This is a genomic window from Streptomyces sp. NBC_00569 (genome assembly GCF_036345255.1).
Taxonomy (GTDB): domain Bacteria; phylum Actinomycetota; class Actinomycetes; order Streptomycetales; family Streptomycetaceae; genus Streptomyces.
Window position 1 is genome coordinate 6,734,122 of sequence record NZ_CP107783.1, and the last position, 22,797, is coordinate 6,756,918.

Below are 22,797 nucleotides of genomic sequence, written 5' to 3' on the forward strand. Positions count from 1 at the left end.
CTGACGTCTCCATAGGGCTCGGTGAGGTACGTGCGAAGGGGTGGAGGAAAGACACCGGCCTCGCCCGTGGTGGTCACGGGCGGGGCCGGGGGATGTGAGTGAGGGTCGGTCAGGCGCTGAACGAGTGCACCGTCGTCGTCCGGTACGTCTCGCCCGGGCGCAGAACCGTCGACGGGAACGCCGGACGGTTCGGCGAGTCCGGGAAGTGCTGCGTCTCCAGGCACAGGCCGTCGCCCTGCCGGTAGGTGCGCCCGGAGGGGCCGGTGAGCGTGCCGTCGAGGAAGTTGCCCGAGTAGAACTGGACGCCCGGCTGATCCGTGGCGATCTTCAGAGTGCGGCCGGAGGACGGGTCGCGCAGCGTCGCGAAGTGCACGGGCCGCGCCGTGATCCCCTTGTCGAGGACCCAGTTGTGGTCGAAGCCCTTGGCCGTGATCAGCTGTGGGTGCGCGGTGCGGATGTCGCGGCCGATCGGCTTCGCGGAGCGGAAGTCGAACGGGGTTCCCGCGACCTTCGCCCGCTCACCGGTCGGGATGAGTCCCGAGTCGGTGGGCGTGTAACGGGAGGCGGCGAGGGTGAGTTCGTGGTCGTAGATGCCGCCGCTGCCCTCGCCCGCGAGGTTGTAGTACGTGTGGTTCGTCAGGTTCACGACGGTCGCCTTGTTCGTCGTCGCCTCGTAGTCGATGCGCCAGTCGCCGCTCGCCCCGAGGGTGTAGGTGACTGTCACCTTGAGCGTGCCCGGGTAGCCCATCTCGCCGTCGACCGACGTGTAGTGCAGCTTCAGGCCGACGTCGGAGCCGGAGGTGAAGTCCTCCGCGTCCCACACCCGCGTGTTGAAGCCCTTCGCCCCGCCGTGCAGGGAGTTGACCCCGTCGTTCACGGAGAGCTGGTACGTCGTGCCGTCGAGGGTGAACCGGCCGTTCGCGATGCGGTTGCCGTAGCGGCCGATCGTGGAACCGAAGAACGTGGTGCCGGTGACGTAGCCCTCGATGGTGTCATAGCCGAGGGAGACGTTCACGTACCGGCCGTGACGGTCCGGTATCTCCAGGGACTGGATGATGCCGCCGTAGGAGAGGACCTTCAGGCGGGTGCCGCCGTTCTCCAGGGACCAGCGGTAGATTCTCGTGCCGTCGGCGAGCTGTCCGAAGGGCTCCTTCACGGGCCTCCTGTTTCCCGAGGCGGAGGCTGAGGCGTGGGCTGTTCCGCCCAGAGCGGTGGCTGCCGAACCGGCGGCGGCCGATGCGAGGAGAGTACGTCTGCTCAGTTCCATGTGCGGCTCCCTCAAAGGGTGGGCCTCGCCGGGCTTGGGCCGACGGGGCCGAGCTGACTTACGAACCGACCTTGCGCTTGTTCCACACGTCGAAGCCGACCGCCGCGAGCAGGACCAGGCCCTTGATGACCTGCTGCCAGTCGGTGCCGACGCCGACGAGGTTCATGCCGTTGTTCAGGACGCCGAGCACGGTGCCGCCGATGATCGCGCCGAGCACCGTGCCGACGCCGCCACTCATCGACGCGCCGCCGATGAACGAGGCGGCGATCGCCTCGAGTTCGAAGTTGACGCCCGCCTTCGGCGATGCGGCGTTGAAGCGGGCCGCGAAGACCAGGCCCGCGAGCGCCGCCAGCATCCCCATGTTGAGGAAGACCGCGAAGGTGACCTTCTTGTCCCGGACGCCGGAGAGCTTCGCCGCCGGCAGGTTGCCGCCGATCGCGTACACATGGCGGCCGATCACCGCGTTGCGCATCACGTAGCCGAAGGCGACTAGGAGCACGGCCAGGACGATCAGGACCACGGGCGCGCCCTTGTAGCTGGCGAGCAGCAGGGTGAAGACGAGGACGGCGGCGACCAGCGCGGTGAGCTTCAGCGCGAAGAGCTTCGCGGGCAGCACGTCGAGTGCGTACTCCTGCTGGCGCTTGCGGTCGCGCACCTCCTGCCACACGACGAGGGCGATGAGTCCCAGGCCGAGGAGCAGGGTGAGGTTGTGGTAGTTGGTGTCGGGGCCGACCTCGGGCAGGAAGCCGTTGGCGACCTTCTGCAGCCCGTCGGGGAACGGGCCGAGCGTCTGCCCCTTGAGGAAGATCTCCGTCAGACCGCGGAAGAGCAGCATGCCGGCCAGGGTCACGATGAACGACGGTATGCCGAGGTAGGCGATGAAGAAGCCCTGCATGGCCCCCGCGACCGCGCCGACGGCGAGGACCACGAGCGCGGCCACCGGCCACGACCAGTGGTGCGTGACCATGAGCACCGCGGCGAGCGCCCCCGTGAACGCGGTGATGGAGCCGACCGACAGGTCGATGTGGCCCGCGATGATGACGATCATCATGCCGATCGCCAGGATCAGGATGTAGCTGTTCTGCAGCACCAGGTTCGAGACGTTGCGCGGCAGCAGCAGGTCGCCGCCCGTCCAGACCTCGAAAAGGATCACGATCAGGCCGAGGGCGAAGAGCATCCCGTACTGCCGCATGTTGCGGCGCATGCCGTCGATGATCAGCCGGCCGAGGCCGGCCGCGTGCCCGGTGTCTCCGGATTCCCTCGGGCCCGCGGCGCCGGCCGGTGACCCGGCCTTCAGGTTCGTGCTCATCCGTCCTACCTCTTGTCCTTGGTCATGTGCCGCATCAGCACTTCCTGGGTGGCCTCCGCTCGCGGGACCTCACCGGTGAGCCGTCCGGCCGACATCGTGTAGATCCGGTCGCACATGCCGAGCAGCTCGGGCAGTTCGGAGGAGATGAAGACAACGGCCTTGCCCTCGGCGGCCAGTTGGTCGATCACCGTGTAGATCTCGTACTTCGCACCCACGTCGATGCCGCGGGTCGGCTCGTCGAGGATCAGCACATCGGGCCCCGCGAAGATCCACTTGCTGAGGACGACCTTCTGCTGGTTGCCGCCGGAGAGCCGGCCCACGGGTTCGGAGACGTTGGGCGCCTTGATGTTCATGGACGTGCGGAAGCCCTCGGAGACCTTCCGCTCCTCGTGCTCGTCGACGACCCCGCGCCGGGCGACCTTGCGCAGCGCGCTCAGCGAGATGTTGCGGTTGATGGAGTCGATGAGATTGAGGCCGTAGTGCTTGCGGTCCTCGGTGACGTACGCGATGCCGTGACCGACCGCCTCGGGGACGGTGCGGGTGCGGATCTCGGTGCCGTCCTTGAGGACACTGCCGCCCGCGTACTTCCCGTAGGCCCGCCCGAACACGCTCATCGCGAGCTCCGTGCGGCCCGCGCCCATCAGCCCCGCGATGCCGACGATCTCCCCGCGGCGCACGTTCAGGGACACCGAGTCGACGACCTTGCGCTGCTGGTCGATGGGGTGGAAGACGGTCCAGTCGCGGATCTCGAGGGCCGGCGCCGCGGTGCGGTCCTGCGGGTGCGGGGTGCGCTCCGGGAAGCGGTGGTCGAGGTCGCGGCCGACCATGGCGCGGATGATCCGCTCCTCGGTCGTCTCCGCGGCCTTCACGTCGAGCGTCTCGATCGAGTGCCCGTCGCGGATGACCGTCACGGAGTCCGCGACCCGGGCGATCTCGTTGAGCTTGTGCGAGATGATGATCGAGGTGATGCCCTGGCCCTTCAACTCCAGGATCAGATCGAGGAGTTTGCCGCTGTCCTCGTCGTTGAGCGCGGCCGTCGGCTCGTCGAGGATGAGCAGCTTCACCTCCTTCGACAGGGCCTTGGCGATCTCGACCAGTTGCTGCTTCCCGACGCCGATGTCGGCGACGCGGGTCTGCGGGTGCTCGTTCAGACCGACCCGCCGCAGCAGGTCCGTGGCGTGCTTGAGGGTCTCGCCCCAGCTGATCACGCCCCGCGTGGCGTGCTCGTTGCCGAGGAAGATGTTCTCGGCGAGCGAGAGGTACGGCACCAGGGCGAGTTCCTGGTGGATGATCACGATGCCGCGCTTCTCGCTCGCCCCGATGTCCTTGAACCGGCACGGCTCGCCCTCGAAGAGGATCTCCCCCTCGTAACTGCCGTGCGGGTGAACGCCGCTGAGGACCTTCATCAGCGTCGACTTCCCTGCGCCGTTCTCCCCGCAGACGGCGTGGACCTCGCCCGCGCGCACGCTCAGAGAGACGTCCGCGAGCGCCTTGACGCCGGGAAAGGTCTTGACGATCGAGCGCATTTCCAGGACGGGTCCCGCCATGGTCGTGCCTTTCTGCTCCGTGTGAACCGGTGGTGTGGGCGGGCTACTTGAGGTCGCTCGCCTTGATGTAGCCGGTGTCGATGAGCTCCTTCTGGTAGTTGCTCTTGTCGACGCTCACCGGCTGGAGCAGATAGGACGGCACGACCTTCTTGCCGTTGTTGTACGACGTGGTGTCGTTGACCTGCGGCTTCTTCCCCTTCAGCACCGCGTCGACCATGCTGGAGGCGACCTTGGCCAACTGCCGGGTGTCCTTGTAGACGGTCTGGGTCTGCTGGCCCGCGACGATCGACTTCACCGAGGCGACCTCGGCGTCCTGCCCGGTGACGACGGGCAACGGCTTGCTCGCCGAGCCGTAGTCGTCGGACTTGAGCGCCGACAGGATGCCGATCGAGATGCCGTCGTACGGGGAGAGGACGGCGTCCACCTTGGCCGAGGAGTACGACGAGGTGAGCAGGTCGTCCATGCGCTTCTGCGCGGTGCCGCCGTCCCAGCGCAGCGTCGTGACCTTGTTGAGCGCCGTCTGGCCGGACCGGACCACGAGCTGCTTCTTGTCGATGTAGGGCTGGAGCACCTTCATCGCGCCGTTGAAGAAGTACTTGGTGTTGTTGTCGTCGTTCGAGCCGGCGAACAGCTCGATGTTGAAGGGCCCCTTCTTGGAGCCGTCCTTCAGACCCAGCTTCTCGGTGATGTACGTGCCCTGGAGCCGGCCGACCTTCTCGTTGTCGAAGGAGGCGTAGTAGTCGACGTAGGGGGAGTTGAGCAGGAGGCGGTCGTAGGAGATGACGGGGATGTGCGCGTCATGGGCCTCCTTGAGGACGTTGGAGAGCGCGTCGCCGTTGATCGCGGCGATGACCAGGGCGTCCACGCCCTGCGTGATCATGCCTTCGAGCTGCTGGACCTGCTGGTCGACGTCGTCCTCGCCGTACTGGAGGGTCGTCTTGTAGCCGGCCTTGTGCAGCGTGGTGACCATGTTCTTGCCGTCGGCTATCCAGCGCTCGGACGACTTGGTCGGCATGGCGATGCCGACGGTCATCTCCTTCTTGTCCTTCGATTCCTTGCTGCCGCCCTCACTGCTCTGCCCGCAGGCGGTCAGGGCGAGGGCGAGAGCGGCGGCTCCCGCCACGGCGGAAACGGCACTTCTGCGGTTGCGCATGGTCATCAGTCCTTGTCGGTCGCGTCGTGGGAGCGGAGACGTCAGCGGGATGGGTCAGTGGGAAGCGGTCAGCGGGAAACGGTCGAGAGTGCCCGGCAGCCGCGAGCCCAGCGGCGACATGCCGCCGTCCGCGCCGTGCCGGGCCAGCAGGTCGAGAGCGAGCCGGCCGCGGCGCACGCGCTCACGGGCGGTGTCGAGAGTGACGTCGCGCAGGTGGGCGCCGTACGGGTAGATGGCGGGGGCTTTCGCGAGCCCGAACTTCAGGTACAGCGGCGCCCCGCGGCGGATCAGCTCCGCGATCTCGTACATCCGTACATAGCCGCCGAGGTCGTCCGGCGCCTCGACGTACAGGTCCATGGGTGCGGCGGAGACCCGGCGGATCTCGGTGAGATGAGCCGGTGTCAGGTCGCTCGGCACATTGAGCGAGTCGGCGCCGAGCCGCTCGAAGACGGCGTAGGAGGCCGGGTTGACCGGGCCGATGAGCGCGGACACCTTGAGCGTGGTGTCACCGGGGATCACCCCTTGCTCGCGCGCCCGGTGCAGCGTCCACAGCACGCCCTCGTCGGCGACGAGCAGGCATTTCACGCCCAGCTCCGTGGCCCGGACGGCGTCTTCCACGCAACCGGCGACGGCGTCGTGGCCGCGGGCGCGCAGGCCGGCGCCGTGCGAGTCGGTGCGCACGGAGGCGCCGGTGTCCCAGGTGCCGCGCGGGCCGGTGAACAGGCAGAGCTCGATGTCCCGCTCGGCGGCCGACTCGACCATCTCGGTGATCTCGGCGTCGGTGAGCATCCACACGCCGCTGCCCTGGCTGATCCGGTGGACCGGCACGTCGAGGCGCGAGGCCTCCTTGAGGACGACGGCCAGCGCCTCGGGGCCCTCGACCGAGGGGATCTCGGTGCGCCAGGTGCCGCCGTCGGGGAAGGCGTGCGGGGAGGTGTCGCTGTCGTCGGTACGGGGGGCGGACAGGCCCAGGGCCGCGAGGGCGGGTTCGCCGGGGCGGCGGGGAGAGGAGGAGTCGGTCACGGGCAGTCCTTCACGTTCGGTGTTGTTCGATATTTCGAACGAGGTTCGGATCGGTGGGTGCGGGCAGGCCCGGAACGTGCCGGGCGGCAGGAGCTAGGGGAGCAGCAGGACCTTGCCCACCTTGGGGCCACCGGATCCCACCAGCTCGATGGCGTCAGGGAACTGATCCAGCGGCAGCTCGTGCGTCACCAGCGGCAGCGGATCCAGGAGCCCCGCGCCGAAGACCCGCACGGCGTGCGCCCAGGCGGCCGGCGGCGCCCCGAACACGGTCCGCACCTCCAGCTGGCCCACGACGAGTCCGGTCGGATCGAGCCCCGCCGCGCCGGACGACGGGAGCCCGGTGAGGACGAGCCGCCCCCCGCGCCGCAGCAGCGACGCCGCGGTACGGGCCGAGTCCGCGGACCCGGCGGTCTCGATCACCACATCGAAGTCGCCGGGCAGCTCCTGGCCGGGCGTACGGAAGTCCGTCCCGCCGAACTCGCTCGCCAGGGCGGCCCGTTCGGGCCGGGTGTCGACGGTGAGGAGCACGGCGGGGGAGTTCGCCGCGAGGAACTGCACGGCGAGCATGCCGAGGGTGCCCGCGCCGACGACGGCGACCCGTTCGCCGGGCCGCGCGTCCGCCTTGAGCGTGGCCGCGGCGACGCAGGCCGCGGGTTCGAGCAGCGCGGCCGCCGTCAGGTCGGCGTCGTCCGGCAGGACGTGCAGGAGACGGGCGGGCAGGGTCAGCGTGGCGGCCATGGCGCCGGGTTGCGTGAACCCGGTCTCCTCGTACCCGGCCGTGCACAGCGTGGTCTCGCCGGCATGGCACCGGGCGCAGACCTGGCAGTTACGGAAACCCTCGCCGACGACCTTCCTGCCGACGAGCGACTGGGGGGCGCCCGGCCCGACGGCCTCGACGGTGCCGGACCACTCGTGGCCCGGAGTGAGCGGGTACCGCACGTACCCCTCGGGCCGGTTGCCCCGGTACACCTCGCGGTCGCTGCCGCAGATGCCCACGGCGTGCACGCGGACCAGCGCCTCGCCGGCGCCCGGCGGCGTCGGCTCGTGAGGAACGATCCGGTACGCGCCCGGCGCCTCGACGACGACCGCGACGCTCACCGGGTTCCCTCCGGCCGGCGCTGCTCCCAGCCCTCCGCCCACAGGTCGAACCGCGCCTGCTGCTGCGGGAACTCGGCCGCCGCGTCCACGTCCAGCTCGACCCCGAGCCCCGGCGCGTGCGACAGCTCGAAGCACCCGGTCTCCGGATCGACCTGCGGCGCGCCCTTCACCACCTTCTTGATGTCCGCGTCCGCGAAGTCGTTGAAGTGCTCAAGAACCTTGAAGTTCGGTGTGGTGAAGCCGACTTGGAGCGAGGCGGCGGTGAGCACGGGACCGCCCACGTTGTGCGGCGCGACCAGTACGTAGTGGGACTCCGCCGTCGCCGCCAGCTTCCGCGTCTCCCAGATGCCGCCGATGTGGCCGACGTCCGGCTGGATGATGTCCGCGGCCTGGCTCTCGAACAGCTCGCGGAACTCGATCCGGTCGTGGATCCGCTCACCCGTGGCGACCGGGATGTCCACCTTCGCGGCCACCTTCTCCAGCGCCTTGAGGTTCTCCGGCGGCACCGGCTCCTCCAGCCACGCGGGCTTGAAGGGAGCGAGATCGCGCGCCAGCCGGATGGCGGTGGAGGGCGAGAACCGGCCGTGCATCTCCAGCATCAGCTCGGCGTCGGGCCCGATCGCGTCGCGCACCGCCTCGATCAGCGACACGGCGTACAGACTCTGTTCGTGGTCCAGCTCGTAGTGCCCCGTCCCGAACGGGTCGATCTTCAGTGCCCGGTAGCCGCGCTCCATCACGGCCTGCGCCGCCTTGTGGTACGCCTCCGGGGTGCGCTCGGTGGTGTACCAGCCGTTCGCGTACGCCTTGACCCGGTCCGTCACCTTGCCGCCGAGCAGCTGCCACACCGGCACGCCCAGTGCCTTGCCCTTGATGTCCCAGCAGGCCATCTCGACGACCGCGATGCCGGACATCACGATCTCTCCGGCCCGTCCGTAGTCCCCGTACTTCATGCGCCGTACGAGGTCCTCGGCCGCGAACGGGTCGGAGCCGACGATGTGGTTGGCCTGAGCCTCCTTCAGATAGCCGACGAGCGCGTCGGTGTGGCCCAGCATCCGGGTCTCGCCGACCCCGGTGATCCCCTCGTCGGTGTGCACCTGGACGTAGGTCAGGTTGCGCCAAGGCGTCCCGACCACGTGTGTGCTGATTCCCGTGATGCGCACGGCAGTTGCCCCCTGCGACGTTCGATATTTCGTCATGCGTTCGAAATCTTGGCGTGACAGTAAGGAGGCGCGCGCGGGGTGTCAATGGTTCGCGCACCGGATCGCCCGGTGCGCCGTGCACAGAAGCCGTATGGAGGGTCAATTCTTTGGAACACGCGGTTGTGCACAGAACATTCACAGCACCGGCTTTTTCCGTTACCGGCGCGGCGCCTAGCCTCCATGCGTCATGGATTACTGCCACCCGTGCCGAAGGCACCTCAACGGCGCCCTCGCCTGCCCTGGGTGCGGCACGCCCGCCGAAGCCTGCCGCGAGCACGCGGAGGCGCTCGCGGCGCAGGAGTCGGCCGAGAACGCCGACGCCTCCTACGCCGACGAACCCACGCACACCCGCCGCTCCCGCAGGGAACGCCGTGGGCGCGGCGCCCGCAGGGCCCACCGGCGCCGGCGCAACAAGATCGTGATCGCCGCCGCGGGGCTCGCCCTCGCCGCGGGCGGCCTCAGCTTCGCGGAACTCGGCACCGAGTCGTCGGCGGACGGCGACGGGCGGGGCTCGTCCACGTCGGCCGAGGAGGCCGCCGACCAGGAGGCGGAGGCCGCGGCGTCCTCGGCGGCCGCCACCCCGACCGGCGCCGCCACGGCCGAGGCGGACCCGCAGGCGTCGAACGCCTCGGCGTCCCCCTCCCCGTCCGCGTCGGAGTCCAAGGACGCGAAGGGCGACAAGGACAAGAAGGCGGGGGAGACGGAGGAGGGGACCGGAGGGCGCGCCACCTCGGTGCCCGCCGCCACCCCGACCCCGGACACCCCGGCCGGCCCCGGCACGCCCGCGCCCGGACCCTCCACGACACCGCCCCCGCCGCAGCCCGCCCCGACGAAGACGTGCGACCGCTTCCTGTGGTGGTGCACCTGAGGGTCGTGCCTTGCGACCGCCGCCGTTCTCCTGACGGATGCCACGGTTTGTCGCCGTGAGCCACGGCCGGCGTCAGGCCGTGGTGTCGCCGTCCATCATCTTGGCGAGGAGCCTGCGCAGCGCGTCCCGCTCCTCGCCGGTCAGCGAGGCGATGGCGCCGCGAGCGAAGCCCAGGTTCCCCTGCACACCGCGCGCCATCCGTACGCCCTCTTCCGTCGGCGCGGCCAGTTTCACGCGCCGGTCGGCCGGGTCGGGGCGGCGCTCGACGAGGCCGCGCGCTTCCAGGCGGTCGACGAGCCCGGTGATGTTCGACGGCTCGCAGTTCACCTGCTGGGCTATGCGCCGCATGGGCATCGGCTCGCGGGAGAGCAGGTCGAGGACCCGCGCCTGCGCCGTGGTGAGCCCCTGGCCCCCGGCGGCCTGCTCGTACTCCTTGTAGTGACGTGAGACCAGCGTGCCGATCAGGTCGACCAGGTCGGCGGTCACCGGGTCGGCTGTTGCGGGATCGGTTGTCACGGGTTTCGGGGCGGAGCTGCTTGCGGCCATGTACTCCAGAGTACCCATTTACTTGACACTATGAAATATCGAGGAGCATGGTTGTTTCAGTAAGTGAAGCAATCAGGAGGCGCCCCGCCATGTCTGTCGACACCCCCCAGATCCCCGCCACCAGCCGCGAGTGGCACCTGACCAGCCGCCCGGTCGGCTGGCCCAAGCCCGAGGACTTCCAGCTCGCCGAGGTGGAGGTCCCCCAGCCCGGCCCCGGCCAGGTGCTCGTCAAGAACCTGTATGTGTCCGTGGACCCGTACATGCGCGGCCGCATGAGCGCCGCCAAGTCGTACGTCGCCCCGTACGAGCTCGGCAAGGCGATGCAGGGCGGCGCGGTCGGCGTGGTCGTCGCCTCGAACGACGAGGGTGTGGCCGTCGGTGACCACGTGCTGCACTTCAACGGCTGGCGCGAGTACGCCACGTTCGACGCCAAGCAGGCCGTGAAGGTCGACCCGGAGGCCGCGCCCCTGTCGGCGTACCTCGGTGTCCTCGGTATGACGGGCCTGACCGCGTACGCGGGTCTTCTGCGCACCCTCTCCTTCAAGGAGGGCGACACGGTCTTCGTCTCCGGCGCGGCCGGTGCCGTCGGCAGCCAGGTCGGCCAGATCGCCAAGCTCCTCGGCGCCGGCCGCGTCGTCGGTTCGGCCGGCTCGGCCGAGAAGGTCAAGCTGCTCATCGAGGAGTACGGCTTCGACGCGGCGTTCAACTACAAGGACGGCTCCGTCTTCGAGCAGCTCAAGCAGGCGGCCCCCGACGGCATCGACGTCTACTTCGACAACGTCGGCGGCGACCACCTCGAAGCGGCGATCGGCCAGCTCAACCGGGACGGGCGCATCGCGATCTGCGGCGCGATCTCGGTCTACAACAACACCGAGGCCGCCCCCGGCCCGCGCAACCTGGCCCGTCTGATCCAGACCCGTGGCCGCATCGAGGGCTTCCTCGTCGGCGACCACTACGACCTCCAGCCGCAGTTCGTGCAGCAGGTCGGCGCCTGGATCCGCTCCGGCGAGCTCAAGTACCGCGAGACCGTCGTCGAGGGCATCGAGAACAACCTGGAGGCGTTCCTCGGGGTTCTGCGTGGCGACAACATCGGAAAGATGGTCGTCAAGCTGGGTGAGTGACCCCGGTCACCCTCGTTTCTTCCGGGATTCGATAATCTCTTTCCGCCTACCGGATCGAATGAGGGAGTACGGGATGCCCATCCAGCAGTCGGACGTCGTCTACACCGCCGTGGCCACCGCGGAGAACGGCCGTGACGGCCGCGTCTCCACGGACGACGGCAAGCTCGACGTCGTCGTGAACCCGCCCAAGGAGCAGGGCGGCAGCGGCGCCGGCACCAACCCGGAGCAGCTGTTCGCCGCCGGCTACAGCGCCTGCTTCCAGGGCGCGCTCGCCGTGGTCGCCCGCCAGGAGAACGCCGACATCTCCGGCTCGACCGTCACCGCGCACGTGGGCATCGGCAAGAACGACGAGGGCTTCGGCCTCATCGTCGAGATCGCCGCCAAGATCCCGAACGTGGACGAGGCCACCGCCAAGTCCCTGATCGAGAAGGCCCACCAGGTGTGCCCGTACTCCAAGGCCACCCGCGGCAACATCACGGTCACGCTCTCCGTGTGACCGATGCGACCCGGTCCCGGCCCGTACCCCGCGCAAGGGGTGCGGGCCGGTCCCCTAGGGTGGTGTCCATGCGTGATCTCGGTGCGGGCTTCGGCTACTTGATGAAGGGCCAGCGCTGGGTCTCCCAGCACGGCAAGCAGTTCGGCATGGGGCTCCTGCCCGGCCTGATCACCCTCGTCCTGTACGCGGCCGCGCTGATCGGCCTGGCCCTGTGGGGCGACGACTTCGTCACCTGGGCGACCCCCTTCGCCGACGACTGGACGTCGCCGTGGGCCGGCTTGTTCCGCGGCTTCCTGACCGCCGTGCTCTTCGCCCTCGTCCTGCTGCTGGCCGTCATCGCCTTCACCGCCGTCACCCTCCTGATCGGTCAGCCCTTCTACGAGTCCCTGTCGGAGAAGGTCGACCTCGCCGAGGGCGGCCACGCCCCCGAGTCGGGCCTCCCGCTCTGGCGTGAACTGTGGGTCTCCGCCCGTGACAGCCTGCGGGTCCTCGTGCGCGCCGCGCTCTGGGGCATCCTGCTCTTCGCCCTCGGGTTCGTCCCGTTCGTCGGCCAGACCGTCGTCCCGGTGATCGGCTTCTTCGTCACCGGCTTCTTCCTCACGGAGGAACTCGCCGCGGTCGCGCTCCAGCGCCGCAGCGTCGAACTCCGCGAGCGGCTCGCCCTGTTGCGCTCCCGCAAGGGCCTCGCCTGGGGCTTCGGCACGCCGCTCGCGGTCGCGTTCCTGGTGCCGGTCGTCGCGGTGTTCCTGATGCCGGGAGCGGTGGCGGGCGCGACCCTGATGGCCCGGGACCTGCTCGGCGAGTCGACCCCGGAACCGGCACACGAGCCCGGGGAACCGGCCACGCACTGACGCCGGGAGCCGCGGACACGGGCTAGCGTCGGAGCATGGAAAAGATCGCCTTCCTCGGCCTCGGTCACATGGGCGCGCCCATGGCCCGCCATCTCCTCGACGCAGGACACCCGCTGACCGTCTGGAACCGCACCCCGGCGAAAGCCGCACCACTCGTCGAACGTGGCGCCGTGCTCGCCGACAGCCCCGCCGACGCCGTGCGCGACGCGGATGTGGTCATCACGATGCTCGCCACCCCGGACGCCGTGTCCGAGGTCGCCGACGCCATCGTGCCCGAGCTGCGGCCCGGCACCTGCTGGGCGGAGATGTCGACCATCGGGCCCGAGGCCGTACGACAGCTGGCGGCGCGCCTCGGTGACGGGGTGACCCTCGTCGACGCCCCGGTCATGGGCAGCACCGACAAGGCCGAGTCGGGCGAGCTCGGCATCCTCGCGGGCGGCGACGCGGACCGGATCGAAGGCGTACTCGCCCACCTCGGTACGGTCACCCGCACCGGCGCGCCCGGCTCCGGCGCCGCACTCAAACTCGTCGTCAACACCGCCGTCATCGGCGGCGTCGGCCTGGTCGCCGAGGCCATGGCGCTCGCGGACGCGCTCGGCCTGCCCGAGGACGTGGCGAAGGGCGCCCTCGCCGCGGGTCCCCTCGGCGGAGCCGTCGCCCGCGCCTTCGCCCAGGGCGTGCACTTCGGCTCGGACCTCGCCGTCAAGGACATCGCCCTGGCCACCGAGACCACCGAACTCCCCGCGATGGAAGCCGTGTTGGGTCACTTCAAGGAGGCGGCCGCGGACCCGTCGCTCGCCCACGAGGACATCGCGCGAGCCGTCACCCGTATCCGCGAGCGGTAGGCCGGGTCATACTGCGTCCATGAAGACGGCGAACCTGGGTGTGCTCTTCCTGATCGAACTGGCCGCCCTCGGGGCCGTCGGGCGCTGGGGGTTCACCCGTGACGTCTCGGCCCCGCTCGCCTGGCTGCTCGGCCTCGGGGTCATCGCCGTGATGATCACGCTGTGGGCGCTGTTCGGGTCCCAGAAGGCGTCGTACAAGACGCGGGGCGCGGGCCGGGTCGCCTTCGAGCTGGTGTGGTTCGGGGCGGGCGCGGCCGCGCTCCTGCTGGCAGGGGCCGTCGGCTGGGCCATCGCCTACGTCCTGGTGTGCGCGGTGAGCAAGACGCTCGCGGTGGTCTGGCAGCAGTAGCCGCCGCGCACAAGGGAGTTCACCCGGGGTCCGCGTCGCCCTTGTCACCCGGGTCGCCTTCGACGAGCGCCAGGAAGTCGCGGAACGCGCCCGCCATGTCCACCGACTCGGGGTCCAGCAGCCACTGGTACTGCAGCCCGTCCATCACCGCCACGAGCAGCGGCGCCGCCCGCTCGGGTGTGAGGCCGCCGGGCAGCCGCTCCCCGTACTCGGTGCGCAGCACCGCGGCCATGCTCTCCCGCACGTTCCCGTACCGCTGTGTGAAGTAGGGCCGTGCCGGGTGGTCCTCCGTGACGCTCTCGCCGAGCAGCGCGGAGAACGTCTGCACGATGCCGGGACGCATCGCGTTGTACTCGACCAGCGAGGCGAGCAGGTCGAGGCGCCACCGGCTGTCCGGCACCGCATCCCACTGGTCGCGCTCCTCGAGGACCGCGACGAGCAGTGCTTCCTTGGTGCGGAAGTAGTGCAGCAGCCCCTGCTGCGTGAGCCCGACGCGCTCGGCCACCGCCCCCAGTGTCGCGCCGCGGTACCCGCGCTCGGCGATCACCTCCAGGGCGGCACGGAGGATCTCCGCGCGCCGTTCCTCGCTCCTGGCGGTTCTCGTACCCATGCCGTCACCGTACGACATCGTTCATAACGGCGAGATAACGAAACCTACCGATCTACAGGTAACGGGTGCAGGATGACGGGCAAGGGCCGGACTTCAACGAGGAGGCGCCGTCATGGCGGACACCCAGCAGGACCAGGCACGAGAGGCGGTCGTCGAGGCCGCACTCGGCAAGCTCGACCTCGACACCAAGGCGGGCCTCCTCGCCGGGCAGGACATGTGGTCCCTGCCCGCTGTGCCCGGCATCGGCCTCGCGTCCCTCGTGATGTCGGACGGCCCGATCGGCGTCCGCGGTATCCGCTGGACCGCGGACGACCCCTCGATCGCCCTTCCGTCACCGACCGCGCTCGCCGCCGCCTGGGACCCCGAACTCGCCTGCAGGGCAGGGCGGTTGCTCGCTCAGGAGGCCCGGCGCAAGGGCGTGCACGTGCTGCTCGCCCCGACCGTCAACCTGCACCGCACGCCCGTCGGAGGCCGGCACTTCGAGGCGTACAGCGAGGACCCGTACCTGACCGGCGCGATCGGCACCGGCTACGTGCGCGGCGTGCAGTCCGGCGGAGTCGGCACCACCGTCAAGCACTTCGTCGCCAACGACGCCGAGACCGACCGCTTCACCGTGGACAACGTGGTCAGCGCCCGCGCCCTGCGCGAGCTCTACCTCGCCCCCTTCGAGGCGATCGTCGAGAACGCGCACCCGTGGGGCATCATGACCGCCTACAACACGGTCAACGGCACGACGATGACCGAACACCGCTACCTCGTGAACGAGGTGCTCCGCGGCGAATGGGGCTTCGACGGCTTCAACGTCTCCGACTGGATGGCCGCCCGCTCCACCACCGGCGACATCGACGGCGGCCTCGACGTGGCCATGCCCGGCCCGGAGACGGTGTACGGGCCCGCGCTCGCCGCCGCCGTCCGTGCCGGAGAGGTCGAGGAGTCCACCGTCGACGAGGCCGTGCGCAACGTGCTGCGCCTCGCCGCCCGCGTCGGCATCCTCGAAGGCGCCGAGCCCGTGGTCACCGAGACCCCCGCCGAGATCGACGGCGAGGCACTCGCCCGCGAGATCGCGCGCCGCGCCTTCGTCCTCGTACGCAACTCCGGTGCGCTACCGCTGCGTCCGGGCGGCAGCGTCGCCCTCATCGGCGCCGCCGCACGCGACGCCCGCGTCCTCGGCGGCGGCTCCGCCACCGTCTTCCCCGCCCACGTCGTCTCCCCGCTCGACGGACTGACCGCAGCGCTCCCCGAGGGCACGGTCACCTACGCGATCGGCGCCGACCCGAACGAGGAACTCGCCGCCGCGGACGCCGGGTTCGAGCTGCGCGCCCGCTGCCTGGACGCCGCCGGCGACCTCATCGGCACCGCCTCCGTGCCCGGCGGCCGCATCCAGTGGATCGGCGCCGACCTGCCCGACGGAGTCACCCACGACACCCTGCACACCGTCGAGTTCACCGGCACCTTCACTCCGCGCGCCTCCGGGCCGCACACCTTCGGCACCCAGGGCATCGGCGGCTTCACCCTAACCGTCGCCGGACAGGTCCTCTTCGACGGGGAGCAGCCGCTCGCCTCCGCCGCCGACCCGTTCGCGGCGTTCTTCGGCAGCCCCGTCGGCCGTGGGGAGGTCGACCTCGTCTCCGGCGAACCCGTCGACGTGTCCCTGCGCTACGTCGTCTTCAAGCCCGAGGACGCCCCGCTCCAGGCCATCGCGTTCTCGCTGGTCCACCGCGAGCCGCAGCGCGACCCCGACGAGCTGATCGCCGAGGCCGTCGAGGCCGCGCGCTCCGCCGACACCGCGGTCGTCGTGGTGGCCACCACCGAACGCGTCGAGTCCGAGGGCTTCGACCGCAAGGACCTGCGCCTGCCGGGCCGCCAGGACGACCTCGTGCGCGCCGTCGCCGCCGCCAACCCGAACACCGTCGTGGTCGTGAACTCCGGCTCCCCGGTGGAACTCCCGTGGCGCGAGGACGTCGCGGCCGTGCTCCTGAGCTGGTTCCCCGGCCAGGAGGGCGGCGACGCCCTCGCCGACGTCCTCACCGGAGCCGAGGAGCCCGGCGGCCGGCTGCCCACCACCTGGGGCACGTTCGATGACGCACCCGTCACCGAGGTCGCCCCCACCGACGGCCGGCTGGCCTACACCGAGGGCGTGTTCATCGGCTACCGCGCCTGGGAGCGGTCGGGCGCCACACCGTCGTACGCCTTCGGCCACGGCCTCGGCTACACCGACTGGACGTACGAGGCGATCGAGGTACGGGACGGGGGCGCGACGGCCGTGGTCCGCGTGCGCAACTCCGGAGAGCGGCCCGGTCGCGAGGTGGTCCAGGTCTATCTGGCGCCCGAACAGGCCGACCCCGCCCGTCCGGCCCGCTGGCTGGCCGGCTTCGCGGGCGTCGAGGCGGCACCCGGCGAGAGCGTCGAGGTCACCGTCCCGCTGGCGCGCCGCGCCTTCGAGATCTGGGACGAGAACGCCGGCGCGTGGGTCCACCAGCCGGGTGCGTACGAGGTCGAGGCGGGCCGCTCGGTCGCGGACCGCCGCGTGAGCGCGATGATCAAGATCTGAGCGGACTCGCCGGGGCGGGGCGGGGCAGGGTGGGGCGAGGCTGGTGCTGGTGCTGGTGCTGGTGCTGGTGCTGGTGCTGGTGCAGGTGCTGGTGCAGGTGCAGGTGCCAGGGCTGGTGGGGGTACGGGTTCCGGCCGCCGACGCTGCGGGCGGTGAGCGCGCGGGACGCGATGGCGCGCGGGCGCACCTGACACGACCATCTCGCCGTGGGCGGGGCGGGCGCTCCCGCCCTGACGGCCCCGGATCCCGACCCCGTCTTGCCGGCGTTCCGCGGGCCGTCGGAAGTCCTGGCGCACTTTCACTGCCGGTGTTGGTTTCGCTTCCGGCTCCGGCTCCGGCTCCGGCGGTTCAGGCGCGGGTGCCGAACCCGTACACCGTCTCCGAACGGAACACCTGACCCGGCCTCAGTTCCGTCGACGGGAACCGGGGCCGGTTGGGGGAGTCCGGGAAGTGCTGGGTCTCCAGGGCGATCCCGGCGCCGGGCGCGAACGGCAGGGTCTCGTCGAAGTGGTCGGCTGTGTACAGCTGGAGCCCCGGCTCGGTCGTCGCGACGGACAGCGTCCGCCCCGACGCCGGGTCGTGCAGCTCGGCGACCTCCACCGGCGCCTCGGTGACCCCCTTGTCGAGCACGTAGTTGCGGTCGTGGCCGAGCCCCGGCTTCCGCGGCTCCCGGAAGTCGAAGGCCGTCCCCGCGACCTCGGTGAACTCCCCGGTCGGGATCAGATCCCCGTCCGCCGCGGTGAACCGAGAGGCCGCGATCCGCACCTCGTGCCCGCCCGCCGCGTCACCCGAGTCCGCGCCGCCCAGATTCCAGTACGAGTGGTTCGTCAGGTTCACGACGGTCGGCGCATCGGCCACCGCCTCGTACGCGATCCGCAGCGCCCCGCCCTCGTCGAGCGTGTACGTCGCCGAGACCTCCATGCGCCCCGGGAAGCCCTCCTCGCCGTGCGGGCTCACCCGGTGCAGGCGCACACCGTGCTCCAGCGGGTCCGCGTCCCACACGCGCTTGTCGAAGCCGCGCTCGCCGCCGTGCAGGGCGTTCGTCCCGTTGTTCTGCGCCAGGTGGTAGATCCGGCCGTCGAGCGGGAAGCGGCCGCCCGCGATCCGGTTCGCGTACCGGCCGACCAGCGCGCCGAGGAAAGGGCCCGGATGGGCGAGATACTCGTCCAGTGAGGGAAACCCGAGAGCCACATCCGCCGTGGCACCGGCCCGGTCGGGAACCTCGGCCGACTGGACGATCCCGCCGTACGTCAGGATGCGCACCCGCATCCCGTCGCGTTCGAGGGTCCAGCGGTGGACGGGCATGCCGTCGGGGAGCGTGCCGAAGAGTTCGCTGCGCATGATCGAGACCCTACGCCCGGGAGCACCCGGCTCAGGTGATCGGCTCCTTCGCCGTCACCCGGCGGTACGCCATCGCCGCGAGCCGGGACTGGCCGTCCTTGCTGGGGTGGAACCAGTCCCAGTGACTCAGCTGCCGCCCGTCGAACCTGTAGTCGAAGACCGCCCCGCCGTCGTACCGGCACCGCCGGTCCTTCGCGCACACCTCCTGGAGCACCTCGTTGTACGCCACCACCCGGTCCTGCACCGACGCCCGGCGCCGTGTCGCCGCCGCGGCGAGGTCGTCCGGGTCGGCCAGCATCGACGAGCAGATGCCGAGCTTCCACACCTGCTTGCCCAGCGGGTTCGTCCGGCCCGCCGACCACAGGCGCTTGAGGTCCGGCACGCTCGACACATACACCTGTGCCTTGGGCACCTCGCGCCGCAGCGTGCGCATCGCGTCCTCGAAGTCGGCGCGGAACGCGTCGACCGGGGTCATCGAGGCGGGTGTCGGCCGGCACGCGTCGTTGGCCCCCGCCATCACCGTCACCAGGCCCGGCGACACCGCGGCCGCCTGCTCCATCTGCGCGGGAAGGTCAGCCATCCGGGCGCCTGTGCGCGCGTAGTTCCAACTGTGCGTGGCCGCTCGGTCCTTTCCGAGGAGCCGGACCGCGAGACTGCGCACTCCGGCATCGGAACCGGTCGCCCACGACACCTCCGGGCAGTCCGTGAGGACCGAGCAGGCGTCGAAGCCCCGCGTGATGGAGTCGCCCACGGCGGCAATGGAGCGCGGGCTCGTGTCCCACGCGGGGGTGGGCTTCGGGGACGGCTTCGTACCGGCCGTACTGCCCCTCGGCCCCGGGGAGTTACCGCCGATCGCGTCGCACGCGGCGAGGCCCGCGGCACCGAGCAGAACCGCCGTCACACCGGCGACGGCGGCCTGGACGGCAGCTGACCGGTGGCTTCGGATCCGCATCCCGTTGTCCTCTCACCGCTTCTGGCCGCTGCCGGCGCCTCTGTCGTCGAACGTGACGCCGTGCACCTCGCCGCGGTTGAGTCCCCGCGGGTGAAACGTCGGCGTTTGAGGGCACCGGGACCGACGGTACGTCACACTCCTTGCGCCGCCACACGGTAGCCTCGCCCCGTGGCGCCCCGGCCACTGTTGTCACGGCAGAGACAGGGCGGTCGGCCGCCCCGGTGATACCCCGCAGTGCAGCTTCCGCTAAATTACATCACGTCACATCTGTCCCTTTTTTCCTGGTTCCCCTGGTTCAACTGGTCTTTGGGGAAAACTGCTCGGCACGGGCGCGAGGCCGCCGGGGAAGGCGAACCTCGTCCCACACTGGAGGTCCCGGTGACGACACGTGGAGTTCTGTACGTGCACTCCGCACCGCGCGCGCTGTGCCCGCACGTCGAATGGGCAGTCGCGGGCGTGCTCGGCGCGCGCATCAGCCTCGACTGGATCCGCCAGCCGGCGGCGCCGGGAACGTGGAGATCCGAGTTCTCCTGGCGCGGTGAGGCGGGCACCGCCTCCAAACTGGCGTCCGCGCTGCGCGGCTGGCAGCTCCTGCGCTTCGAGGTGACGGCCGAACCCTGCGCGACGGCCGAGGGCGAGCGCTACAGCGCCACCCCCGAACTGGGCATCTTCCACGCCGTCACCGGCATCCACGGCGACATCCTCATCCCCGAGGACCGGCTGCGCGCCGCGCTCGCCCGCTCCAAGGGCGGTGAGACGGACCTGGAGGCCGAACTCGCCAAACTCCTCGGCAAGCCCTGGGACGACGAACTGGAATCCTTCCGCTACGCGGGCGAGGGCGCCCCGGTGCGGTGGCTGCACCAGGTGGTGTGAGGCGTTCGGATGTAGTGGTTCTCGTAGTGGCCGAAGGGGCCCCCACCGTGATGGTGGGGGCCCCTTCGGCCACTACGTGTACGCGGGGGTCAGACCGAGCGGAACGCCAGCACGACGTTGTGTCCGCCGAAGCCGAACGAGTCGTTCAGCGCGGCGATGCGGCCCTCGACGGGCAGCTTGCGAGCCTCACCGCGGACGATGTCGGCGGCGGCCTCCGCCTCCGGGTCGAGGTTCTCGACGTTGATCGTCGGCGGAGCCACCCGGTGGTACAGCGCGAGCACCGACGCGACCGACTCGATACCGCCGGCGCCGCCGAGGAGGTGGCCCGTCATCGACTTGGTGGCGGAGACCGCCATGTGGTCGGTGTCGTCGCCGAAGACCTTGCGCAGCGCCTTGAGCTCGGCCACGTCACCGGCCGGAGTCGAGGTCGCGTGCGCGTTCACGTGCACGATCTCGGCCGGGTCCAGGTCGGTGTTGTCGAGCAGGTTCTGCAGGGCCTGCGAGATGCCGCGGCCACCCGGCTCGGGCTGGACGATGTCGTGGCTGTCGGCGGAGATGCCCTGGCCGACCGCCTCCGCGTAGACGCGGGCGCCGCGCTTGGCGGCGTGCTCGGCGGACTCGAGGACCAGGACACCGGCGCCCTCACCGAGGACGAAGCCGTCCCGGCCGACGTCGTAGGGACGCGAGGCGCCCTGCGGGTCGTCGTTGTTCTTGGACATCGCCATCATGTTGCCGAAGGCGGCGATGGGCAGCGGGTGGATGGCGGCCTCGGTGCCACCGGCGACCACGACGTCCGCACGGCCCGTGCGGATCATCTCGATCGCGTAGCCGATGGCCTCGGCGCCGGACGCGCAGGCGGAGACCGGGGTGTGCACACCCGCGCGGGCGTTCACGGCCAGGCCGACGTTGGCCGAGGGGCCGTTCGGCATGAGCATCGGGACGGTGTGCGGGGAGACGCGGCGTACGCCCTTCTCCTTCAGCACGTCGTACTGGTCGAGGAGCGTCGTCACGCCGCCGATGCCGGAGGCGATGACCGCGCCGAGCCGGTCGGGGGCGACGGCGGGGTCCTCACCGGCCTTGTCGGTGTAACCGGCGTCGGCCCAGGCCTCCTTGGCCGCGATCAGCGCGAACTGCGCCGAGCGGTCCAGGCGACGGGCCTGCGGGCGCGGGATGATCTCGCTCGGTTCCACGGCGATCTGCGCCGCGATGCGGACCGCCTGGTCGGCGGCCCACTCCTGTTCGAGGGGACGGACACCGGAACGACCGGCGACCAGACCCTCCCAGGTGGACGTCGCGTCGCCACCCAGCGGTGTGGTTGCGCCGATACCGGTGACGACCACGGTGCGATTGGTCGGGCTCACAGGAATTCTTTCTCCAACGGATGCGAGGGATTCAGCGGCGCCACCGCCGGGTGGCGGAGCGGCAGCACTAGGCGAGCTGTTGATCAGGCCTGGTGCTTGACGATGTAGTCGGTGGCGTCACCGACGGTCTTGAGGTTCTTGACGTCGTCGTCCGGGATCTTGACGTCGAAGCGCTCTTCGGCGGCGACGACGACCTCGACCATGGACAGCGAGTCGACGTCCAGGTCGTCGGTGAAGGACTTGTCCAGCTGGACGTCCTCGACCGGGATGCCGGCGATCTCGTTCACGATCTCCGCGAGACCGGCGACGATCTCTTCCTGAGTGGCGGCCATGTTGGCGCTCCTTCTTATGTATCCAGAGGGTGTGGCGGCGTTTCCGCCCGGAGTGATCCGGACGGTCTGCCTAGGGGAGGGTAACGACCGTGGCGGCGTAGACGAGACCCGCCCCGAAGCCGATGACGAGGGCGGTGTCGCCGCTCTTCGCCTTCCCGGTCGCCAGAAGCCGCTCCATCGCGAGCGGAATCGAGGCGGCCGAGGTGTTGCCGGTGGTCTCGATGTCACGGGCGACCGTGACATGCTCCGGCAGTTTCAGAGTCTTCACCATCGAGTCGATGATCCGCATGTTTGCCTGGTGCGGAATGAAGACGTCCAGGTCGTCCGCGCTGATCCCGGCCGCGTCCAGCGCCTGCTGGGCGACCTTCGCCATCTCGAACACGGCCCAGCGGAACACCGCCTGGCCCTCCTGCGTGATCGCAGGGAACTTGATCTCGCCCTTGCTGTCGAGCGGCAGCTTCGACACATCACCGACGCGGAACTCGTCCCACGGCACGGTCTGCTTGATCGTCTCGGACTTGTCGCCCTCGGAACCCCAGACGGTGGGGCCGATGTGCGGCTCCGGCGAGGGGCCCACGACGACGGCGCCGGCGCCGTCACCGAACAGGAAGGCCGTCGCGCGGTCCTCCAGGTCGGTCAGGTCGCTCAGCCGCTCCACGCCGATCACCAGTACGTACTCGGCGCTGCCCTCGACGACCATGCCCTTGGCGAGGGTCAGGCCGTAGCCGAAGCCCGCGCACCCGGCGGAGATGTCGAACGCGGCCGCCTTGCCGGTGCCGAGCTTGTCCGCGATCTCGGTGGCGATGGCCGGGGTCTGCTTGAAGTGCGACACGGTCGACACGACCACGGCGCCGATCTGCTCCGCGCTGATCCCGGCGTCCGCGATGGCCTTGCCGGAAGCCTCGATCGACATCGCGGCCACGGTCTCCGAGTCGGAGGCCCAGTGGCGCGTCGCGATGCCCGAACGGGAGCGAATCCACTCGTCGGACGAGTCGATCTTCTCGAGGATCACCTCGTTCGGCACGACCCGCGTCGGCCGGTAACCGCCGACGCCCATGATGCGCGCGTACGGGGCGCCCTGACTGGGCTTGATCTTCGACATGCT

General features: G+C 70.4%; 23 protein-coding genes. 8 read left to right on the forward strand and 15 right to left on the reverse strand.

The genetic code is table 11. The annotated features are described in order from the left end of the window. Positions 1-109: 109 nt before the first annotated feature. The 7 genes from OHO83_RS30225 to OHO83_RS30255 form a co-directional block, all read right to left on the reverse strand. Positions 110-1,267, reverse strand: a complete 1,158-nt coding sequence (locus OHO83_RS30225; RefSeq protein WP_330280010.1) for an aldose epimerase family protein — start codon at positions 1,265-1,267, stop codon at positions 110-112. A 58-nt stretch (positions 1,268-1,325) separates the two neighbouring features. Beyond that, positions 1,326-2,576, reverse strand: coding sequence for a multiple monosaccharide ABC transporter permease (gene mmsB, locus OHO83_RS30230; protein WP_266670231.1), 1,251 nt, complete (start codon positions 2,574-2,576; stop codon positions 1,326-1,328). Positions 2,577-2,581: 5 nt separating this feature from the next. Continuing rightward, positions 2,582-4,108: a multiple monosaccharide ABC transporter ATP-binding protein gene (mmsA, locus tag OHO83_RS30235; protein ID WP_405603709.1), complete on the reverse strand. Its 1,527-nt coding sequence runs from the start codon at positions 4,106-4,108 to the stop codon at positions 2,582-2,584. Between the two features lie 58 nt (positions 4,109-4,166). Then, a complete protein-coding gene (chvE, locus tag OHO83_RS30240; protein WP_266670229.1) occupies positions 4,167-5,276 on the reverse strand; it encodes a multiple monosaccharide ABC transporter substrate-binding protein in 1,110 nt (369 codons plus the stop codon). 54 nt (positions 5,277-5,330) lie between these two features. Then, on the reverse strand, positions 5,331-6,299 hold the full coding sequence (locus tag OHO83_RS30245) for a hypothetical protein (protein ID WP_266670227.1): 969 nt from the start codon (positions 6,297-6,299) through the stop codon (positions 5,331-5,333). A 93-nt stretch (positions 6,300-6,392) separates the two neighbouring features. Beyond that, complete coding sequence (locus OHO83_RS30250; RefSeq protein ID WP_266670225.1) at positions 6,393-7,397, reverse strand: zinc-dependent alcohol dehydrogenase; 1,005 nt, start codon at positions 7,395-7,397, stop codon at positions 6,393-6,395. After that, positions 7,394-8,557, reverse strand: coding sequence for a mandelate racemase/muconate lactonizing enzyme family protein (locus OHO83_RS30255; RefSeq protein ID WP_266670224.1), 1,164 nt, complete (start codon positions 8,555-8,557; stop codon positions 7,394-7,396). Before OHO83_RS30255 ends, OHO83_RS30250 begins: the two co-directional genes overlap by 4 nt. A 226-nt stretch (positions 8,558-8,783) precedes the next feature. Between OHO83_RS30255 and OHO83_RS30260 the strand changes: the two genes are divergently transcribed. After that, complete coding sequence (locus OHO83_RS30260) at positions 8,784-9,464, forward strand: SCO2400 family protein (protein WP_330280011.1); 681 nt, start codon at positions 8,784-8,786, stop codon at positions 9,462-9,464. A 72-nt stretch (positions 9,465-9,536) separates the two neighbouring features. Here the strand turns inward: OHO83_RS30260 and OHO83_RS30265 are convergent, their stop codons facing one another. After that, complete coding sequence (locus OHO83_RS30265) at positions 9,537-10,010, reverse strand: MarR family winged helix-turn-helix transcriptional regulator (RefSeq protein ID WP_330280012.1); 474 nt, start codon at positions 10,008-10,010, stop codon at positions 9,537-9,539. Between the two features lie 89 nt (positions 10,011-10,099). Between OHO83_RS30265 and OHO83_RS30270 the strand changes: the two genes are divergently transcribed. From OHO83_RS30270 to OHO83_RS30290, 5 genes are all read left to right on the forward strand, one after another. Continuing rightward, positions 10,100-11,131 (forward strand): NADP-dependent oxidoreductase, encoded by a 1,032-nt coding sequence (locus tag OHO83_RS30270; RefSeq protein WP_266670218.1) that lies wholly within the window; start codon positions 10,100-10,102, stop codon positions 11,129-11,131. 73 nt (positions 11,132-11,204) lie between these two features. Beyond that, complete coding sequence (locus OHO83_RS30275) at positions 11,205-11,627, forward strand: organic hydroperoxide resistance protein (RefSeq protein WP_266670216.1); 423 nt, start codon at positions 11,205-11,207, stop codon at positions 11,625-11,627. Between the two features lie 68 nt (positions 11,628-11,695). Continuing rightward, on the forward strand, positions 11,696-12,478 hold the full coding sequence (locus tag OHO83_RS30280) for an EI24 domain-containing protein (RefSeq protein ID WP_330280013.1): 783 nt from the start codon (positions 11,696-11,698) through the stop codon (positions 12,476-12,478). A 35-nt stretch (positions 12,479-12,513) separates the two neighbouring features. Then, a complete protein-coding gene (locus OHO83_RS30285; RefSeq protein WP_266670212.1) occupies positions 12,514-13,323 on the forward strand; it encodes an NAD(P)-dependent oxidoreductase in 810 nt (269 codons plus the stop codon). Positions 13,324-13,342: 19 nt separating this feature from the next. Continuing rightward, a complete protein-coding gene (locus OHO83_RS30290; protein ID WP_266670210.1) occupies positions 13,343-13,672 on the forward strand; it encodes a YrdB family protein in 330 nt (109 codons plus the stop codon). Positions 13,673-13,691: 19 nt separating this feature from the next. On the opposite strand, the gene OHO83_RS30295 is transcribed toward OHO83_RS30290, so the two are convergent. Then, the gene (locus OHO83_RS30295; protein ID WP_330280014.1) at positions 13,692-14,300 is read right to left on the reverse strand and encodes a TetR/AcrR family transcriptional regulator; all 609 of its coding nucleotides are present in this window, start codon (positions 14,298-14,300) and stop codon (positions 13,692-13,694) included. Between the two features lie 94 nt (positions 14,301-14,394). Here OHO83_RS30295 and OHO83_RS30300 point away from each other — a divergent pair, with 94 nt between their 5' ends. Then, on the forward strand, positions 14,395-16,833 hold the full coding sequence (locus OHO83_RS30300) for a glycoside hydrolase family 3 protein (protein WP_330280015.1): 2,439 nt from the start codon (positions 14,395-14,397) through the stop codon (positions 16,831-16,833). On the opposite strand, the gene OHO83_RS30305 is transcribed toward OHO83_RS30300, so the two are convergent. The 3 genes from OHO83_RS30305 to OHO83_RS30315 all read right to left on the reverse strand — a co-directional run bounded on the left by OHO83_RS30305 (position 16,823) and on the right by OHO83_RS30315 (position 19,126). Further along, entirely contained in the window at positions 16,823-17,020 is a 198-nt protein-coding gene (locus OHO83_RS30305) for a hypothetical protein (RefSeq protein ID WP_330280016.1), read from the reverse strand. The two genes, OHO83_RS30300 and OHO83_RS30305, sit on opposite strands and share 11 nt — an antisense overlap. 161 nt (positions 17,021-17,181) lie before the next feature. Next, entirely contained in the window at positions 17,182-18,174 is a 993-nt protein-coding gene (locus OHO83_RS30310) for an aldose epimerase family protein (RefSeq protein ID WP_330280017.1), read from the reverse strand. A gap of 31 nt (positions 18,175-18,205) precedes the next feature. Continuing rightward, entirely contained in the window at positions 18,206-19,126 is a 921-nt protein-coding gene (locus OHO83_RS30315; RefSeq protein WP_266670205.1) for an SGNH/GDSL hydrolase family protein, read from the reverse strand. A gap of 378 nt (positions 19,127-19,504) precedes the next feature. On the opposite strand from OHO83_RS30315, the gene OHO83_RS30320 reads away from it, so the two are divergent. Then, positions 19,505-19,999, forward strand: coding sequence for a DUF3145 domain-containing protein (locus OHO83_RS30320; protein WP_266670204.1), 495 nt, complete (start codon positions 19,505-19,507; stop codon positions 19,997-19,999). Between the two features lie 89 nt (positions 20,000-20,088). Here the strand turns inward: OHO83_RS30320 and OHO83_RS30325 are convergent, their stop codons facing one another. The 3 genes from OHO83_RS30325 to OHO83_RS30335 all read right to left on the reverse strand — a co-directional run bounded on the left by OHO83_RS30325 (position 20,089) and on the right by OHO83_RS30335 (position 22,794). After that, positions 20,089-21,360: a beta-ketoacyl-[acyl-carrier-protein] synthase family protein gene (locus OHO83_RS30325; protein ID WP_116502272.1), complete on the reverse strand. Its 1,272-nt coding sequence runs from the start codon at positions 21,358-21,360 to the stop codon at positions 20,089-20,091. Positions 21,361-21,443: 83 nt separating this feature from the next. After that, positions 21,444-21,692, reverse strand: coding sequence for an acyl carrier protein (locus tag OHO83_RS30330; RefSeq protein WP_100591921.1), 249 nt, complete (start codon positions 21,690-21,692; stop codon positions 21,444-21,446). A gap of 70 nt (positions 21,693-21,762) precedes the next feature. Continuing rightward, positions 21,763-22,794, reverse strand: a complete 1,032-nt coding sequence (locus OHO83_RS30335) for a ketoacyl-ACP synthase III (protein WP_266670203.1) — start codon at positions 22,792-22,794, stop codon at positions 21,763-21,765. Positions 22,795-22,797 lie beyond the last annotated feature (3 nt).

Bases quoted from the DNA above. Each gene is read 5' to 3' on its own strand.
- OHO83_RS30275 (WP_266670216.1), top strand. From the start codon at position 11,205: ATGCCCATCCAGCAGTCGGACGTCGTCTACACCGCCGTGGCCACCGCG.
- OHO83_RS30295 (WP_330280014.1), bottom strand. From the start codon at position 14,300: ATGTCGTACGGTGACGGCATGGGTACGAGAACCGCCAGGAGCGAGGAA.
- OHO83_RS30300 (WP_330280015.1), top strand. From the start codon at position 14,395: ATGGCGGACACCCAGCAGGACCAGGCACGAGAGGCGGTCGTCGAGGCC.
- OHO83_RS30315 (WP_266670205.1), bottom strand. From the start codon at position 19,126: ATGCGGATCCGAAGCCACCGGTCAGCTGCCGTCCAGGCCGCCGTCGCC.
- OHO83_RS30225 (WP_330280010.1), bottom strand. From the start codon at position 1,267: ATGGAACTGAGCAGACGTACTCTCCTCGCATCGGCCGCCGCCGGTTCG.
- OHO83_RS30270 (WP_266670218.1), top strand. From the start codon at position 10,100: ATGTCTGTCGACACCCCCCAGATCCCCGCCACCAGCCGCGAGTGGCAC.
- OHO83_RS30285 (WP_266670212.1), top strand. From the start codon at position 12,514: ATGGAAAAGATCGCCTTCCTCGGCCTCGGTCACATGGGCGCGCCCATG.
- mmsB (WP_266670231.1), bottom strand. From the start codon at position 2,576: ATGAGCACGAACCTGAAGGCCGGGTCACCGGCCGGCGCCGCGGGCCCG.
- OHO83_RS30280 (WP_330280013.1), top strand. From the start codon at position 11,696: ATGCGTGATCTCGGTGCGGGCTTCGGCTACTTGATGAAGGGCCAGCGC.
- OHO83_RS30260 (WP_330280011.1), top strand. From the start codon at position 8,784: ATGGATTACTGCCACCCGTGCCGAAGGCACCTCAACGGCGCCCTCGCC.
- OHO83_RS30330 (WP_100591921.1), bottom strand. From the start codon at position 21,692: ATGGCCGCCACTCAGGAAGAGATCGTCGCCGGTCTCGCGGAGATCGTG.
- OHO83_RS30335 (WP_266670203.1), bottom strand. From the start codon at position 22,794: ATGTCGAAGATCAAGCCCAGTCAGGGCGCCCCGTACGCGCGCATCATG.
- OHO83_RS30310 (WP_330280017.1), bottom strand. From the start codon at position 18,174: ATGCGCAGCGAACTCTTCGGCACGCTCCCCGACGGCATGCCCGTCCAC.
- chvE (WP_266670229.1), bottom strand. From the start codon at position 5,276: ATGCGCAACCGCAGAAGTGCCGTTTCCGCCGTGGCGGGAGCCGCCGCT.
- OHO83_RS30290 (WP_266670210.1), top strand. From the start codon at position 13,343: ATGAAGACGGCGAACCTGGGTGTGCTCTTCCTGATCGAACTGGCCGCC.
- OHO83_RS30265 (WP_330280012.1), bottom strand. From the start codon at position 10,010: ATGGCCGCAAGCAGCTCCGCCCCGAAACCCGTGACAACCGATCCCGCA.